Source organism: Stutzerimonas stutzeri (assembly GCF_002909485.1).
GTDB lineage: Bacteria > Pseudomonadota > Gammaproteobacteria > Pseudomonadales > Pseudomonadaceae > Stutzerimonas > Stutzerimonas stutzeri_AH.
This window is the reverse complement of record NZ_PPXG01000005.1, coordinates 326,880-344,010: the sequence shown is the minus strand read 5'-3', so window position 1 is coordinate 344,010 and position 17,131 is coordinate 326,880. Positions and strand designations below refer to the sequence as shown.

At 60.3% G+C, this 17,131-nt stretch carries 15 protein-coding genes; 2 read left to right on the top strand and 13 right to left on the bottom strand.

All coding sequences use genetic code 11. From position 1 onward, the window contains the following. Window positions 1-55 precede the first annotated feature (55 nt). Both CXK91_RS14310 and CXK91_RS14305 read left to right on the top strand, forming a co-directional pair. Window positions 56-370 carry an HPF/RaiA family ribosome-associated protein gene (locus tag CXK91_RS14310; protein WP_103456786.1) on the top strand — a complete coding sequence of 105 codons (315 nt, stop codon included), beginning with the start codon at window positions 56-58 and terminating at the stop codon, window positions 368-370. 77 nt (window positions 371-447) lie between these two features. Beyond that, window positions 448-1,614, top strand: a complete 1,167-nt coding sequence (locus CXK91_RS14305) for a hypothetical protein (protein WP_103456785.1) — start codon at window positions 448-450, stop codon at window positions 1,612-1,614. Between the two features lie 32 nt (window positions 1,615-1,646). Here CXK91_RS14305 and ispD read toward each other — a convergent pair whose 3' ends face one another. The 13 genes from ispD to lpxD form a co-directional block, all read right to left on the bottom strand. Next, window positions 1,647-2,363, bottom strand: coding sequence for a 2-C-methyl-D-erythritol 4-phosphate cytidylyltransferase (gene ispD / locus CXK91_RS14300; protein WP_103456784.1), 717 nt, complete (start codon window positions 2,361-2,363; stop codon window positions 1,647-1,649). Next, window positions 2,360-2,647 carry a cell division protein FtsB gene (ftsB, locus tag CXK91_RS14295; protein ID WP_103456783.1) on the bottom strand — a complete coding sequence of 96 codons (288 nt, stop codon included), beginning with the start codon at window positions 2,645-2,647 and terminating at the stop codon, window positions 2,360-2,362. Before ftsB ends, ispD begins: the two co-directional genes overlap by 4 nt. Before the next feature lie 136 nt (window positions 2,648-2,783). Further along, entirely contained in the window at window positions 2,784-4,073 is a 1,290-nt protein-coding gene (gene eno / locus CXK91_RS14290; RefSeq protein ID WP_103456782.1) for a phosphopyruvate hydratase, read from the bottom strand. Window positions 4,074-4,106: 33 nt separating this feature from the next. Then, on the bottom strand, window positions 4,107-4,952 hold the full coding sequence (kdsA, locus tag CXK91_RS14285) for a 3-deoxy-8-phosphooctulonate synthase (protein WP_103456781.1): 846 nt from the start codon (window positions 4,950-4,952) through the stop codon (window positions 4,107-4,109). After that, window positions 4,949-6,580 (bottom strand): CTP synthase, encoded by a 1,632-nt coding sequence (locus CXK91_RS14280; protein ID WP_103456780.1) that lies wholly within the window; start codon window positions 6,578-6,580, stop codon window positions 4,949-4,951. Before CXK91_RS14280 ends, kdsA begins: the two co-directional genes overlap by 4 nt. Window positions 6,581-6,749: 169 nt before the next feature. Beyond that, window positions 6,750-8,039, bottom strand: coding sequence for a tRNA lysidine(34) synthetase TilS (gene tilS / locus CXK91_RS14275; protein WP_103456779.1), 1,290 nt, complete (start codon window positions 8,037-8,039; stop codon window positions 6,750-6,752). 138 nt (window positions 8,040-8,177) lie between these two features. Beyond that, a complete protein-coding gene (locus CXK91_RS14270; RefSeq protein WP_103456778.1) occupies window positions 8,178-9,128 on the bottom strand; it encodes an acetyl-CoA carboxylase carboxyltransferase subunit alpha in 951 nt (316 codons plus the stop codon). Between the two features lie 182 nt (window positions 9,129-9,310). Continuing rightward, on the bottom strand, window positions 9,311-12,832 hold the full coding sequence (dnaE, locus tag CXK91_RS14265) for a DNA polymerase III subunit alpha (RefSeq protein WP_103456777.1): 3,522 nt from the start codon (window positions 12,830-12,832) through the stop codon (window positions 9,311-9,313). Between the two features lie 149 nt (window positions 12,833-12,981). Continuing rightward, complete coding sequence (rnhB, locus tag CXK91_RS14260) at window positions 12,982-13,620, bottom strand: ribonuclease HII (RefSeq protein WP_103456776.1); 639 nt, start codon at window positions 13,618-13,620, stop codon at window positions 12,982-12,984. Continuing rightward, complete coding sequence (gene lpxB, locus CXK91_RS14255) at window positions 13,620-14,753, bottom strand: lipid-A-disaccharide synthase (protein WP_103456775.1); 1,134 nt, start codon at window positions 14,751-14,753, stop codon at window positions 13,620-13,622. Before lpxB ends, rnhB begins: the two co-directional genes overlap by 1 nt. 1 nt (window position 14,754) lies before the next feature. Beyond that, the gene (gene lpxA, locus CXK91_RS14250; RefSeq protein ID WP_103456774.1) at window positions 14,755-15,531 is read right to left on the bottom strand and encodes an acyl-ACP--UDP-N-acetylglucosamine O-acyltransferase; all 777 of its coding nucleotides are present in this window, start codon (window positions 15,529-15,531) and stop codon (window positions 14,755-14,757) included. Beyond that, window positions 15,528-15,968: a 3-hydroxyacyl-ACP dehydratase FabZ gene (gene fabZ, locus CXK91_RS14245; protein WP_103456773.1), complete on the bottom strand. Its 441-nt coding sequence runs from the start codon at window positions 15,966-15,968 to the stop codon at window positions 15,528-15,530. The genes lpxA and fabZ overlap by 4 nt, the downstream gene beginning before the upstream one ends. A 103-nt stretch (window positions 15,969-16,071) precedes the next feature. Continuing rightward, complete coding sequence (gene lpxD, locus CXK91_RS14240; RefSeq protein WP_103456772.1) at window positions 16,072-17,130, bottom strand: UDP-3-O-(3-hydroxymyristoyl)glucosamine N-acyltransferase; 1,059 nt, start codon at window positions 17,128-17,130, stop codon at window positions 16,072-16,074. Window position 17,131 lies beyond the last annotated feature (1 nt).

Here is a 17,131-nt window from a genome sequence, read left to right as displayed (position 1 = left end):
CAACTCTACGAGCCGAATGTGCTGGAGGGTGCGGCGCTGCAATCAGGAGGAAACCATGCAGGTTCTGGTGAACAGCAACCACAGCATCAGCGTTACCAGTGAGTTTGAAGAGCGGGTAAAGGCGACGGTGGAGACCGAGCTTGAGCGTTTCGATGATCATCTGACCCGAGTCGAGGTGCATCTCAACGATGAAAACAGCAACAAGAGCGGGCCGCAGGACAAGCGCTGCCAGATGGAAGCGCGCGTTAAAGGCCACGACCCAATCTCGACCACCCACAAGGCCGAAACACTTGATCTGGCAATCAACGGCGCAGCGGAAAAGCTGAACCACGCACTAGGTCACGCACTGGACAAACTCAACCGCCACTGACCTGGCCCCCGATGGCTATTGAGGGCGCCATCGACATCTCTGCGAGGGACCGAACCACAGCCACCTGGAGGCCACGCATGAACCGACTACTCGATCGAGAAACCCTGACCAAACTGCTGTCACAGCGCGATGGACCCTGTCTATCCGTATACCAACCCACTCATCGCAGTTTCCCGGAACGTCAGCAAGACCCAATTCGCTTCAAGCATCTGGTCAAGCAATTGGAAGATTCCCTCAAGCGACAAGGCCACGCCGACCAGGCGCCAGCCCTGCTCCAGCCATTTTATGCCCTGATCGACAACAGCGACTTCTGGAACCACAGCCTCGATGGGCTGGCAGCGTTCGCTGCAAAGGACTACTTCCAGGTTTATCGTCTGCAACGCAGCGTGCCAGAGATGGCCGTAGCCAATGCACGCATGCACCTCAAGCCGCTGGTACGCATTGCGCAATCGGCCGACCGCTTTCAGATTCTTTGCCTATCGCGCGACTCGGTACGCCTGTTCGAAGGCAACCGCGATGCACTGGACGAGGTCAGGCTGCACGATGCAGTGCCCAAAACCCTTGCCGACGCGCTGGGCAGCGACCTGACCGCGAAAGGTCAGAGTGGCTTTCCCCAAGGCTACGGCCGGGCCAGCGAACGGGGTGACCCGATGCAGGTAGAGTCTGGTGGAAGTGGCAAGCAGGCGGAGATCGACCGCGACCGTGATCGCTACTTCCGCGAAGTGGATCGCGCCATCATCGAGCACCACTCCAAGCCCTCCGGCCTGCCCCTTATTCTCGCCGCGCTACCGGAACAACAGTCACATTTCCGCCGGCTCAGCCACAACGAGTGCCTGCTGCCAGAAGGCATTGAGACCGGCCAGAGCGCCGTGAACGTCAACGAGCTGCGCGAAAAAAGCTGGATGGTGATGCAGCCGCGTTATCTCAAGCGACTGGAAGGGCTGCTCAATCAGTTTGGGGCATCCCACGGGCAGGGGCTTGCATCCGACCACCTGGAAGACATCGGCCAGGCCACTCGCCAAGGCCGGGTCGCCACGCTGCTGGTGGAGGCCGAGCGGCAAATCCCCGGACACGTCGACAAAGCTGACGGAACAGCAACCCCCACGAACGAAGACGACGTCAATACGCCCGACGTGCTTGACGAGCTAACAATCTGGACGCTCGAGCAAGGCGGAGAAGTCGTCGTGGTGCCAACCGAACGCATGCCGACCGGTACCGGGGCGGCGGCGATCTATCGCTTCTGACGAACAAGTGCGGGCAGCCCTCTGCCCGCATCTCATTGCGTGCGATCAGCGTGCCAACGCTGCGCCAACCACTCCAGATCTTCAGGCCGAGTCACCTTGAGGTTGTCTGCCCGCCCTTCCACCACCCTGGGTGATTGACCAGCCCACTCCATCGCCGAAGCTTCGTCAGTAACCTGCACACCTGTCTCGAGCGCCGCTTCAAGCGCCTCACGCAACATTCCGAGGCGGAACATCTGCGGCGTGAAAGCCTGCCAGACCACGCTGCGATCAACCGTCTCCAGCACGCGCCCGTCCGCCCCCACGCGCTTTAGCGTATCGCGCGCCGGAACTGCCAGCAGACCACCGACCGAGTCGCCGGCCAGCTCCAGCAGCAATTTGTCCAGATCCTCGCGCGCCAGATTGGGCCGGGCTGCGTCATGCACCAGTACCCAGTCACAGGCATCCGCGCCAAGTTCGTGGAGACACTGCAGGCCATTGAGCACGGAATCGGAGCGCTCGCGACCACCCGCAGCACGATGAATGCGGACATTGCTCGCACAGGGTAGACGTGGCCAGTAGGGATCATCAGGGGCAATGCAGACCACAACCCCGGCCAGTGCGGGATGATCCAGAAAACAATCGAGCGTGTGCTCGATAATGCTGCGCTCGCCCAACTGCAGGTACTGCTTGGGGCGATCGGCGCGCATGCGGCTGCCAACGCCGGCAGCGGGGATGACTACCCAGAACAACGGCGGCTGGCGGGGGGTCATTCGATCAGCTGATAGAGGGTCTCGCCCTCTTTGACCATGCCCAGTTCCTGTCGCGCACGCTCCTCGACGGTCTCCATGCCCTGCTTGAGCTCCAGGACCTCCGCTTCGAGAATTCGATTGCGCTCCAGAAGCCGCTCGTTCTCGCCCTGTTGATCGGCAATCTGCTTGTTCAGGCCATTAACCTGCGCCAGGCTGCCCTCGCCCACCCAGAGACGATACTGCAGACCGCCAAGAAGCAGTATCAGCACGATGAACAACCAGTAGGGGCGACGCGTAGAAGGCATGAAACGACTTCGACAATAGTTCGGTATGGGCAAACAGCACTAGCAATGTACGGGCGATTAACCAACTGCACAGGTGCACGGTGCCGATTGAAACAAAAAAGGGCGACTCGCGCCGCCCTTTTTTAAGTGCCGAGAATCAGCCGCGGAATTCAGCACGACCCTTGTAAGGAGCCTTGCCGCCCAGCTGCTCTTCGATACGCAGCAGCTGGTTGTACTTGGATACGCGATCCGAGCGGCACAGCGAACCGGTCTTGATCTGACCAGCGGCAGTACCCACAGCCAGATCAGCGATGGTGCTGTCTTCAGTCTCACCGGAACGGTGCGAGATGACTGCGGTGTAACCGGCAGCCTTGGCCATCTGAATGGCTTCCAAGGTTTCGGTCAGCGAGCCAATCTGGTTGAATTTGATCAGGATCGAGTTGGCGATGCCCTTGTCGATGCCTTCCTTGAGGATCTTGGTGTTGGTGACGAACAGGTCGTCACCGACCAGTTGCATCTTGCCGCCGAGCTTTTCGGTCTGCACCTTCCAGCCAGCCCAGTCGGATTCATCCATGCCATCTTCGATGGAGATGATCGGGTAGCGCTCGGCGAGGCCGCCCAGGTAGTCGCTGAAGCCTGCGGCGTCGAACACCTTGCCCTCACCGGCCAGATCGTACTTGCCGTCCGCGTAGAACTCGCTCGATGCGCAATCCAGCGCCAGAGTGACGTCGTCGCCCAAGGTGTAGCCAGCATTGGCGACGGCTTCAGCAATCGCGCTCAGGGCATCCTCGTTGGACTCCAGGTTTGGCGCGAAGCCACCCTCGTCTCCAACCGAAGTGCTCAGCCCACGCGCCTTGAGCACTGCCTTGAGGTGGTGGAAGATCTCCGCGCCCATGCGCAGAGCATCGGCGAAAGTCTTGGCGCCGACCGGCTGAATCATGAATTCCTGGATATCGACGTTGTTGTCGGCGTGCTCGCCACCGTTGATGATGTTCATCATCGGCACCGGCATGGAGTACTGACCCGGCGTACCGTTGAGGTTGGCGATATGTGCGTACAGCGGCAGGTCCTGATCCTGTGCAGCGGCCTTGGCAGCGGCCAGGGACACGGCGAGGATTGCGTTGGCGCCCAGCTTGCCTTTGTTCTCAGTACCGTCGAGCTCGATCATCGCGTGGTCCAGCGCTTTCTGATCGAGCGGGTCCTTGCCTAGCAGCAGGTCACGAATCGGGCCGTTGATGTTGGCCACGGCTTTGAGTACACCCTTGCCCAGGTAGCGGCTTTTGTCGCCATCGCGCAGCTCCAGAGCCTCACGGGAACCTGTGGACGCACCAGACGGCGCACAGGCGCTGCCGATGATGCCATTGTCCAGGATCACGTCGGCTTCCACGGTCGGGTTGCCACGGGAGTCCAGAACTTCACGCCCCTTGATGTCGACGATCTTTGCCATTGTTGTTAACACTCCGTAGATAGCTGCAAGGCTTCAAGCAGTTTCGATTGGCGGGAAATTCTTGACGAGATCATCCAGCTGCTTGAGCTGGGTAAGGAAAGGCTCGAGCTTGTTCAGGCGCAGGGCGCACGGGCCGTCGCACTTGGCGTTGTCCGGATCCGGATGCGCCTCGAGGAACAAGCCAGCCAATCCTTGGCTAAGGCCAGCTTTGGCCAAATCGGTGACCTGGGCACGACGCCCACCGGCTGAATCCGACCGGCCTCCTGGCATCTGCAGGGCGTGGGTGACGTCGAAGAACACTGGATACTCGAACTGCTTCATGATGTCGAAGCCAAGCATGTCGACGACCAGATTGTTGTAGCCAAAGGACGAGCCACGCTCGCAGAGGATCAGCTGATCGTTCCCGGCTTCCTCACACTTGCGCAGGATGTGCTTCATTTCCTGAGGTGCCAGGAACTGGGCCTTCTTGATATTGATTACTGCGCCGGTCTTGGCCATTGCCACAACCAGATCGGTCTGCCGGGAGAGGAAGGCCGGGAGCTGGATGATGTCGCAGACGTCCGCGACGGGCTGCGCTTGCCATGGCTCGTGCACATCGGTGATGACCGGCACGCCAAAGGTCTTCTTCACTTCCTCGAAGATCTTCATGCCCTCCTCCAGGCCTGGACCGCGGAAGGAGGTCACGGAGGAGCGGTTGGCCTTGTCAAAGCTGGCCTTGAACACATACGGAATGCCGAGCTTTTCGGTGACCCGCACATACTCTTCACAGGCCTGCATGGCCAGGTCACGGGACTCCAGCACGTTGATGCCACCGAACAGCACGAACGGCCTGTCGTTAGCGATCTCGATGTTGCCTACGCGGATGGTCTTCTGACTCATGCCTTTTTCGCCTTGTGCTCCAGCGCCGCCTTGACGAAACCGCTAAACAGCGGATGACCGTCGCGCGGCGTGGAAGTAAATTCAGGGTGGAACTGACAAGCAACGAACCAGGGATGATCCGGAGCCTCGACCACTTCCACCAGCGCGCCGTCGCCGGAACGCCCGGTAACCTTCAGACCTGCCGCCTGCAGTTGCGGCAACAGGTTATTGTTCACTTCATAACGGTGGCGATGACGCTCGACAATACGTTCCTGGCCGTAGCACTCGAACACCTTGGAGCCGGCTTCAAGGCCGCATTCCTGAGCGCCAAGACGCATGGTGCCGCCTAGGTCAGAGTTATCGCTGCGAGTTTCCACGGCACCGCTGGCGTCTTCCCATTCGGTGATCAGGCCAACTACCGGATGCCCACTGTCCTTGTCGAACTCGGTGGAGTTGGCGTCGGACCAGCCCAGTACATCGCGGGCGAACTCGATCACTGCGACCTGCATACCCAGACAGATGCCCAGATACGGAATCTTGTTTTCACGGGCATAACGCACTGTCGCGATCTTGCCCTCGACCCCGCGCAAACCGAAGCCGCCCGGCACGAGAATGGCGTCGACACCTTCCAGCAGGCTGGTGCCCTGATTCTCGATGTCTTCGGAGTCGATATAGCGCAAGTTCACTTTGGTACGGCTCTGGATGCCAGCGTGGCTCATCGCCTCGATCAGAGATTTGTAAGCGTCCAGAAGTTCCATGTACTTGCCGACCATGGCGATAGTGACTTCTTTCTCTGGGTGCAGCTTGGCATCGACCACCCGATCCCACTCGGATAGATCGGCGCCACCGCATTCAAGGCCGAAGCGCTCTACAACGTAGTCGTCCAAGCCCTGCGCATGCAGGATGCCGGGAATTTTGTAGATCGTATCGGCGTCCGGCAGGCTGATCACTGCGCGCTCTTCGACGTTGGTGAACAGCGCGATCTTGCGGCGCGAGGAAACGTCGATTGCCCGATCCGAGCGGCAGACCAGTACGTCAGGCTGCAGGCCGATGGAGCGCAGCTCCTTCACCGAATGCTGTGTGGGCTTGGTCTTGGTTTCGCCGGCAGTGGCGATATAGGGCACCAGCGTCAGGTGCATCAGCATGGCGCGCTTGGCGCCCACTTCCACACGCAACTGGCGAATCGCCTCCAGAAACGGCTGCGACTCGATGTCACCGACGGTGCCGCCGACTTCCACCAGAGCCACTTCGGCGTCGCCGGCACCCTTGATGATGCGACGTTTGATCTCATCGGTGATATGCGGGATCACCTGGATAGTCGCACCCAAATAGTCGCCACGGCGTTCACGACGCAGCACGTCTTCGTAGACGCGGCCGGTGGTGAAGTTGTTGTTCTGGGTCATGCGGGTGCGGATGAACCGCTCGTAATGGCCCAGATCGAGATCGGTCTCGGCGCCGTCATGGGTGACGAACACCTCACCATGCTGGAACGGGCTCATGGTGCCCGGATCGACGTTGATGTAAGGGTCCAGCTTGAGCATCGTGACCTTCAGGCCCCGCGCCTCCAGGATGGCCGCCAATGAAGCCGAGGCGATGCCTTTCCCCAATGAAGAAACAACACCACCCGTGACGAAGATGTAGCGCGTCATGAAAAACCCTAGAAGTCTGCGTTAAGCGGCTAGCGCCGCCGGGGGAAAGCGAAGATGCCATTGCGCCCTAGGCGGCAATAGCGCAACTGCCACGGATTCGGAGAAACCGCAGAAGCTGTATTGAGACGGGAGCGTAGTCTACTGGAAAGGCGTTATCAGCTCAAACCACTTAGAAGTCCGGCGCGCACCAATACAGGGCAGGATACTCCTCACCTAGTGGTGGCAGGCCAGCCACAGCGATCAGTTCATCACCGCAGTAAAGCAACGGAAGCCGCACACGCACGAACGGGGGGACCCCAGCTTCGTTCAACACGCGTTTGAGATTACGCCGGCCGCGGCCAGACACCCGGAGCACCTCACCGCCCTGCCGATAGCGGACCTGGAGTTTGCCGGCAGGAACTCTCCCCGCCAGTTGAAGCGTGCCATTGCCGGGCAGAGCAAGGCTGACATCCGGGTCCAGCCATTCCACAGACTCGACAACGGGCGCCAGCCAGCCATCGGGTAGCCACCAGACCCGATCTCCACTGCGCTGCAGCTCGCCCCCCGCCAAGCGCCATCGAGGCGTGGCATCAGGTTTGGCGTCCAGCAAAGACACCAGACCAGCCCAATGATCCTCGTCTGGAGCCAGCGTCAGATCAGCTAGCCAATAACGCAAAGCGTTGCGGCGGCGAGCTGGCGTCAGTGCACGCAACGCCGGCAAAGCGAGACAGGGCAAGCGCAGCCATTCGAACCCGCTGGCGGCGTTAGCAGCAATGAGATCCTGTTGCGCCAACTCGTCCAGCAGCTGCTGCGCTTCGGCCATATGGGACGCCGCACGAGCCATGCTCGATGTGGCCTGCGGCCAGCGCTGCTGCAGGAGCGGCATAACCTCGCGGCGTAGGAAATTTCGCGAATATCCATGGTTTTGATTACTTGGATCCTCTACCCAGACCAAGGCGTTGTCGCGGGCGTACTCCTCAAGCTCTGCGCGCGAAACATCGAGCAACGGCCGCACCAGCCGTCCAAGGCCCAATGATCGTTCCCGCGGCATCGCCGCAAGCCCTCGCACCCCAGCGCCGCGCAGCAGACGAAACAGGACCGTTTCTGCCTGATCGTCGCGGTGCTGGGCAGTCAGCAACAGCTCGCCTCTGCCCAACTGGCCAGCGAATGCACCATAGCGAGCCTCACGCGCAGCGCGCTCCACGCTGCCGCCCGGCACAACCTGCACCCGAGTTACTTCCAAGGGAATACCCAAACCGTCGCAGATCGCCTGACAGTGCGTCGGCCAATTATCGGCAACGAGTTGCATACCGTGATGCACGTGCAACGCACGAATCGCAGGTAGCTCATGCCGCTCGGCCAGCCGCGCGAGCACATGCAACAAGACAGTCGAATCAAGGCCACCAGAAAACGCCACCCACCACGTAGGTGAGCTACGCCAGGGCGCAAGCGCGGAAAGCAGGAAGGAATCGAGGGACATGCGAGCGCTATCGATAGCTGGCGTTGCCGGCAAGCATAAAGCTCGGCAGCAGCATCGGCGAGAGGACGGGGCAATTAGCCCGCGGCCTACACGCCCGATTCAGCGTAGCCGAATCGGGCGTGCGTCAGGTGCGAAGGGTCAGGCGATCCCGTAGCTCATCAGACGCTCATAGCGACGGGTGAGCAGTGCATCGGTATCCAGCGACTTGAGCATATGCAACTGGCTGTTCAGCTGCTCACGCATGGCGGCGGCCATGACGGCCGGATTGCGGTGCGCGCCACCCAGCGGCTCCGGAATCACCTTGTCGACAATACCGAGGTCCTTGAGGCGATCAGCTGTAACACCCATGGCCTCCGCAGCTTCAGGTGCTTTCTCGGCGGTGCGCCAGAGAATCGAGGCACAGCCTTCCGGAGAAATTACCGCGTACGTAGAGTATTGCAGCATGTTCAGCTGGTCACAGACACCGATGGCCAGCGCGCCGCCAGAACCGCCCTCGCCGATCACGGTAGCGATAATCGGGGTCTTCAGCCGCGCCATGACGCGCAGGTTCCAGGCGATGGCTTCGCTCTGGTTACGCTCCTCAGCGTCGATACCTGGGTAGGCACCGGGTGTATCGATAAAGGTCAGGATCGGCATCTTGAAACGCTCGGCCATCTCCATCAGTCGGCAGGCCTTGCGGTAACCTTCAGGGCGCGGCATGCCGAAATTGCGGCGAACCTTTTCACGCACATCGCGGCCCTTCTGGTGGCCGATGATCATTACCGGCTGACCGTCCAGACGCGCAGTGCCGCCAACGATCGCCGCATCATCGGTGAAGTGCCGATCACCGTGCAGCTCTTCGAACTCGGTGAACAGGTGATTGATGTAATCGAGGGTATAGGGCCGTTGCGGGTGGCGGGCCAGGCGAGCGATCTGCCAGCTGGTCAGATTGCCGAAAATGCTCTCGGTGAGCGATTCGCTCTTGTCCTGCAGGCGGGCAATCTCATCGCCGATATTCAGCGAGTTATCGTTACCAACCAGGCGCAGTTCTTCGATCTTGGCTTGCAGGTCGGCGATCGGCTGTTCGAAATCCAGGAAATTCGGGTTCATAGGCATCCGTCATGCGTCGACGGCCAGGCGGCCGGGAGGCTGTTCCGTTTTTTGCGCCTTACCTTACGGGACGGGCGCATTCAGGTCGAACAAAAATTGTTCTGAACCATGACCCGGTTGACACCGGGCCGTTCGGGCCTAGCTCGGAAAGCGCGCATCTGCCGCTATCCGAGCTAGGCCCTCTATCGGTATTGCAGAAAGACGTTGTCGCGCCCGAACTGGTCACGCAATGCCTGAATCAAGTTGTCGGCAGGATCGATCCGCCAAGCCTCACCAAATTGCAGCAAGGCCCGCGCATCACGACCGGTGTACTCCAGGGTGATCGGGCACGCTCCTCGATGGCGGCCACACACCTCGGCCAGCCAGCGCATACGTTCGCCTTTGAGCGCCTCACCAGCAACCTTCACCCGCAGGCTTTCGGCCAAACCCGTGCGCGCCTCTTCCAGACTCATCACCCGTTTGGCACGCAGGCGCAGACCACCGGAAAAGTCATCGTTACTCACCTCCCCTTCCACCACCACCAGCGCATCGGTCTGCAGCAACGCTTGAGCGGTATTGAACGCTTCAGCGAACAGCGACGCTTCGATACGGCCGGAGCGGTCGTCCAGCGTGATGAAACCCATCTTGTCGCCTTTCTTGTTCTTCATCACTCGCAGGTTGACGATCAGTCCGGCAATGGTCTGCTCACCACGCGCGGGCCGCAGATCTATGATCCGCTGGCGGGCAAAACGCCGCACTTCACCTTCGTATTCGTCGATCGGATGACCGGTCAGATAAAGCCCGAGCGTATCCTTCTCGCCCTTGAGGCGTTCCTTGAGCGACAGATCACGTGCGTTGCGGTGGTTGGCATAGACATCCGCTTCGGGTTCGGCAAACAAGCCACCGAACAGATCCATGTGACCACTGTCGAGGCTGCGGGCAGTCTGCTCGGCGGACTGCACCGCCTCCTCCATAGCTGCCAGCAACACCGCCCGATTGCGGTCGATGTTGGCCTGATAGGCTTTGGCCTCCTCGAAAAAGTATGGGCCGAGCCGGTCCAGTGCACCGGAGCGGATCAACGCTTCGAGGGTACGCTTGTTTATTCGCTTGAGGTCGATCCGCGCGCAGAAATCGAACAAGTCCTTGAATGGCCCGCCTTCGGCGCGGCATTCGGCGATGGCTTCGACCGGCCCCTCGCCAACACCTTTGACTGCACCCAGTCCGTAAACGATACGGCCGTCATCGTTGACGGTGAACTTGAACTCGGAAACGTTCACATCTGGTGGGTCGATGCGCAGCTTCATGCTGCGGCATTCCTCGATGAGGATCACCACCTTGTCAGTGTTATGCATGTCCGCCGACAGCACCGCGGCCATGAATGGCGACGGGTAATGCGCCTTGAGCCAGGCCGTCTGGTAGGAAACCAGACCGTAGGCCGCCGAGTGAGACTTGTTGAAACCGTAACCGGCGAACTTCTCTACCAGGTCGAAGATGTTGCCTGAGAGTTCTTTGTCGATGCCATTGTTGGAGCAGCCCTCAATGAAGCCGCCGCGCTGCTTGGCCATTTCCTCGGGCTTTTTCTTACCCATGGCACGGCGCAGCATGTCGGCACCGCCAAGGGTATAGCCGGCCATGACCTGTGCAATCTGCATCACCTGTTCCTGATACAGGATGATGCCGTAGGTTGGCTTGAGTACTGGCTCGAGGCCGGCGTACTGGTAGTCCGGGTGCGGATATGAGACTTCCGCACGCCCGTGCTTGCGGTTGATGAAGTCGTCCACCATGCCCGACTGGAGCGGGCCCGGGCGGAACAGCGCCACCAGTGCGATGAGATCTTCGAGGCAGTCGGGCTTGAGCTTCTTGATCAGCTCCTTCATGCCGCGGGATTCGAGCTGGAATACCGCGGTGGTCTCGGCCTTCTGCAGCAGCTGGTAGGTCGGCTTGTCATCCAGGGGGATGAAGTCGATATTGATCGGCTCCAGGCCTTTCTTGGCCTGCTCGCGATTGATGGTTTCCAGCGCCCACTTGATGATCGTCAGCGTGCGCAGGCCAAGGAAGTCGAACTTCACCAGTCCGGCGGATTCGACATCGTCCTTGTCGAACTGGGTCACCAGACCGCCGCCCTCCTCGTCACAGGCGATCGGCGCAAAGTCGGTCAGCTTGGTCGGCGCGATCACCACACCACCGGCGTGCTTGCCGGTACCACGAGTGATGCCTTCAAGCTTGAGCGCCATCTCCCAGATTTCCCGGGCATCCTCGTCCACGGCGAGGAAGTCGCGCAGCGGCTCCTCCATCTCGTAGGCTTTTTCCAGGGTCATGCCGACTTCGAAGGGAATCATCTTCGACAGCCGGTCGGCCAGGCCGTAGGACTTACCCTGCACACGCGCCACGTCGCGCACCACAGCCTTGGCCGCCATGGTACCGAAGGTGATGATCTGGCTGACCGCATTACGCCCGTACTTCTCGGCTACGTAGTCGATGACCCGATCACGGCCGTCCATGCAGAAGTCGACGTCGAAGTCGGGCATGGATACCCGCTCGGGATTGAGGAAGCGCTCGAACAGCAGGTCATAGGCCAGCGGGTCGAGGTCGGTGATCTTTTGCACATAGGCTACCAGCGAACCGGCACCCGAGCCCCGGCCCGGCCCAACCGGCACACCGTTGCTCTTCGCCCACTGGATGAAGTCCATGACGATCAGGAAATAGCCAGGAAAGCCCATCTGAATGATGATGTCGAGCTCGAAGTTTAGCCGGTCGACGTAGACCTGCTTCTTCGCGTCGTAGTCCGGCGTGTCACGTGGCAGCAGCACTTCGAGTCGTTCCTCGAGGCCATCGAACGAGACCTTGCGGAAGTACTCATCCATGGTCATGCCGTCCGGCACCGGGAAGTCCGGTAGGAAGTACGTGCCTAGCTGAACCTCGATATTGCAGCGTTTGGCAATCTCGACGGTATTTTCCAGCGCTTCGGGCAGATCGGAAAACAGCTCTGCCATCTCTTCTGGCGTTTTCAGATACTGCTGATCGGAATAGGTTCGCAGCCGCCGCGGATCGTCCAGGGCGCGGCCTTCGCCGATGCATACGCGGGTCTCGTGAGCCTCGTAATCCTCCTGCTTGAGGAAGCGCACATCGTTAGTCGCGACCAGCGGCGTGCCGCTGCGTGCGGCGAGGGCTACGGCGGCGTGCAGGTGCTCTTCGTCATTGACCCGGCTGGTACGCTGAATTTCCAGGTAAAAACGATCGGCAAACACATCGCGCCATTCGGCCAGACGGGATTCGGCCAACGCTTCGTCGCCATTGAGCAACGCCTGGCCGACTTCCCCTTCCTTGGCGCCGGACAACGCAATCACGCCTTCTGCTGCCTGCTTGACCCAGTCGCGCTCGATGATCACCAGATCGTTGCGCTGGCCTTCGGTCCAGCCTCGAGAAACCAGCTCGGTGAGATTGCGGTACCCCTTGGGATTCATCGCCAACAGGGTCAAACGGCTGAGCGGGCCATCTTCGTCGCAACCTGCCATCCAGATATCGGCGCCACAAATCGGCTTGATACCCGCGCCCTGCGCAGCTTTGTAAAACTTCACCAGCGAGCACATGTTGCTCATGTCGGTCACCGCTACCGCCGGCATCCCGGCTGCCGCAACCGTCTTGATCAGCGGTTTGACCCGAACCAGCCCATCGACCAGCGAGTACTCGGTATGCAGACGTAGATGGACGAAGGAAACAGGCATGAACAGACCTTGAGCTGGCAGAACGACAAGCGCGCGATTGTACCGGAAAGCACCGACAGGCTGGGGACCGGGCGAACGGCATCAACCATAAGAACGCAGGCCTGACCGTGCCAGGCCTGATGAGGAGCTCGGCTTCCTTGCCGGGCAGGCTAGACCAGCAACACGCTGACCGGAACCTCGGCTTCGACGCCAGCCTGCTCGAGCATCGCCCGCACGGGCGCAAAGGAGCGACGATGTATGGGCGTCGGCCCGAGCCGGCGAAGGGCTTCCAGATGGCTAGGGGTAGGATAGCCCTTGTGCCCGGCGAGGCCATAACCTGGATAACAGAGATCCAGGGCTTGCATTTCGCGGTCGCGACTGACCTTGGCCAGGATGGATGCAGCGGCGATTGCCGGCACCTGACCGTCACCCTGAATCACCGGTGCGCTGGGTACGTTGAGCTGAGGACAGCGATTTCCGTCGATCAGGGCCAGCCGCGGAGTAACGCTCAACCCATTAACCGCACGCTGCATGGCGAGCATCGTCGCGTGGAGAATATTCAGCCGGTCGATCTCTTCAACCTCTGCTCGCGCAATGCACCAAGCGACTGCCTTCTCGCGAATCTCGTCGAACAGAGCCTCACGACGAGCCTCGGTCAGCTTCTTCGAATCATTGAGGCCCCTGATCGGCCGGGAGGGATCAAGGATCACCGCGGCGGTGACCACCGGACCGCACAGCGGTCCGCGCCCCACCTCATCGACGCCAGCAACCAGCTCTTCGACCAAATTGAAATCGAGCCCGAACTGCATCAGCGCACCCCGACCAAGCGCAGCACCGCGTCGGCCGCCTGACTCGAAGCGTCGCAGCGCAGGGTACGGTGAATACTGTCGAAGCCCTCAGTCTGCACATCACCATCATCCAGCAACGGCGACAACGACTGCGCAAGCGCTTCGGGAGTCGCCGCATCCTGCAGCAGTTCGGGAACCAGCAGACGCTGGGCCAGCAGATTGGGAAGCGCAACATAAGGACTCTTCACCAACCGCCGAAGAATGCGGTAAGTCATCGGCGCCACGCTGTAGGCCACCACCATCGGCCGCTTGAACAGCAGTGCCTCAAGCGTCGCTGTACCGGAGGCGATCAGGACGGCGTTACAGGCCGCCAGTGCGTCATGGGAACGACCATCAAGCAGCGTCAGCGGCAGATCGCGCGTGGCCAGCATCTGCTCAAGCTGCAGCCGACGCTCTGGGCTGGCGCAGGGCATGACGAAACGAATTCCGGGGCGCATGGCGCGCAATCGCTCGGCGGCGGAAAGGAACAGATCGCCGAGTCGAGCAACCTCCCCTCCCCGACTGCCCGGCATCAGCGCGACGACCAGTCCATCCGACGGTAGCCCGAGCACCTCTCTTGCAGCAGCACGATCAGCGCACAGCGGAATGGTGTCAGCAAGGGGGTGACCGACAAACCGCACCGGCACCTGATGCTCATCGTAGAATTTAGCTTCGAACGGAAACAGCGTAAGCATCAGATCGCAGGCCTCACGAATCTTCAGCACTCGCTTCTGCCGCCAGGCCCAGACCGAGGGACTGACGTAATGCACGGTCTTGATGCCCGCGCGGCGCAGCTTCAGCTCTAGTCCCAGATTGAAATCTGGCGCATCAATACCGATGAAGACATCGGGCCGAAGCTGGGTCAGCGTCTGCACCAGACGCCTGCGTCGTGCGAGCAGCTCGGGCAATCGGCCGAGCACTTCGACCAGCCCCATTACTGCCAGACGCTCAAGCGGGAAATACGGTTTCAGGCCCTCAGCCTGCATTCGCGGACCGCCAACACCTACGAACTCGACATCTGCATGCAGGGCCTTCAGCGCCTGCATCAGGCCTGCCCCGAGGATGTCACCGGATGACTCACCAGCGACCAAGGCTACCCTCAGCGGCCGGTTCATTTCAGCGGGTGATGCCACGGGTGGAAGCCTGGATGGAGTCGCGGAAGATGGCGACTTCTGGGAATGTCGCAGCGCTTTCAGCCAACTCGGTGAGCGCGGCTTCTACGGTAAGCCCCTTGCGGTAGACGATCTTGTAAGCACTGCGCAGGGCATGCACGGCCTCAGCGCTGAAACCACGCCGCCGCATGCCTTCGAAATTCATGCTGCGCGCTTCTGCAGGATTGCCGAACACAGTCACGAATGCAGGGACATCCTTGCCAATCGCCGTGCCCATACCGGAAAAGCTATGAGCACCGATATGGCAGAACTGATGTACCAGCGTGTAACCGGAGAGAATCGCCCAATCGCCAACATGGACATGACCAGCCAATGCAGTGTTGTTGACCAGAATGCAATGATTGGCGATCACGCTGTCATGGCCGATGTGTGCATAAGCCATGATGAGATTGTGATCACCAAGGGTTGTTTCAGAGCGATCCTGGACCGTGCCGCGATGGATGGTGACACCCTCACGAATTACGTTGTGGTCACCAATCACCAGGCGGGTAGGCTCGCCCTTGTACTTCAGGTCCGGCGTATCTTCGCCAATCGAGGAGAACTGGTAGATGCGATTGTGCCGACCTATGCGGGTCGGCCCTTTGATGACCACGTGCGAGGCAATCACCGTACCCTCGCCGATCTCGACATCCGGGCCAATGATCGACCAGGGCCCCACCTGGACGTCATCCGCCAGCCGGGCCGCAGGGTCGATGATGGCGCGAGGGTCGATCAAACTCATATCTTCTGTTCCGCGCAGATAATTTCGGCCGAGCAGACCGGTTTGCCTTCGACGGTTGCGCGGCAATCGAACTTCCAGATGCCGCGCTTGGCGCTGATGAACGAAGCCTCCAGGATCAACTGATCGCCTGGAACGACTGGCTGACGAAAGCGCAGCTTGTCAGAGCCGACGAAATAGTAAAGTGTGCCATCGGCTGGCTTGACACCCATCATCTTGAACCCGAGCAGGCCGGCAGCCTGCGCCATGGCCTCGATGATCAGCACACCCGGCATGATCGGATGCTGTGGAAAGTGCCCATTGAAGAACGGCTCATTGATGGTCACGTTCTTGTACGCACGAACGCGCTTAGCCTCGACGTCCAGTTCCGTTACGCGATCCACCAGCAGGAACGGGTAGCGGTGAGGCAAATATTCGCGAATCTCGTTGATATCCATCATGTCAGGGAAGAGCCTGTAAAAAAGTATGGGACAGCCTGCGCTGAAAGCGTGCGCGAGCACTGACAGGCGGTAACCCCGAAAAAAACCGGATCAGACGGTAAGCTCAGGCATCAGAAGCCGGATTCTGAACCCGAGTCACGGCGGCCAGGCTTTTCTCCAGCTGTTGCAGCCGACGAGCCATATCGTCCAGCTGACGAATGCGCGCCGCGCTCTTTCTCCAATCGGCAGCGTGTTGCATCGCAGTGCCGGAGGAATAGCTACCAGGTTCAGTAATGGAGCGCGTGACCATGGTCATGCCGGTCACGAATACGTTGTCGCAAACCTCGATGTGCCCAACCATGCCGACGCCACCGGCGATCATGCAATTGCGGCCGATCTTGGTGCTCCCGGAGATACCTGCGCAACCGGCCATTGCCGTGTTGTCGCCCACCTGAACGTTGTGCGCAATCATGATCTGGTTGTCCAGCTTCACGCCGTTGCCAATCAGCGTATCGGATAGCGCGCCACGGTCGATGGTGGTATTGGAGCCGATCTCGACATCGTCACCGATGTGTACTCCACCGATCTGGGCGATCTTCTGCCAGGCCCCTTGCTCCTTGGCGAAACCGAAACCCTCACCACCGATCACGGCGCCCGACTGAATGACCACCCGTTTTCCGATCACCACGTCGTGATACAACGTGACACGTGGAGCCAGACGCCCGCCTTCTCCGATCCGGCTGCGAGCACCGATGAACGATTGTGCACCGACCACCACATCTGCTGCGATACATGCGCCGGACTCGATCACCACATAGGCGCCGATGCTGGCTGAGGGATGGATCGTCGCGTCAGTGGCCACCACCGCCGTTGGATGAATGCCACTAGCGGTTACCGGACGAGTTTCAAACAGGTGCGACGCGCGCGCATACGCAAGGTAGGGATCGCTGACAATGATCACCGAGCCGTCATAGCCTTCGGCATCGCCAGGGGACAGCAACACCGCAGCAGCCTGAGTAGCCGCCAGGTGTTTGCGATACTGGGCGTTCGCCAGGAAGCTCAACTGCGTTGGGCCCGCTTCCTGTAACGTGGCGAGCCCATTGACAGTCTGGGTAGCATCACCACGCAGGCTGCCACCTAGCTCCTCGGCCAACTGGCCGAGCGTAAAGACTGCGACCGTCATA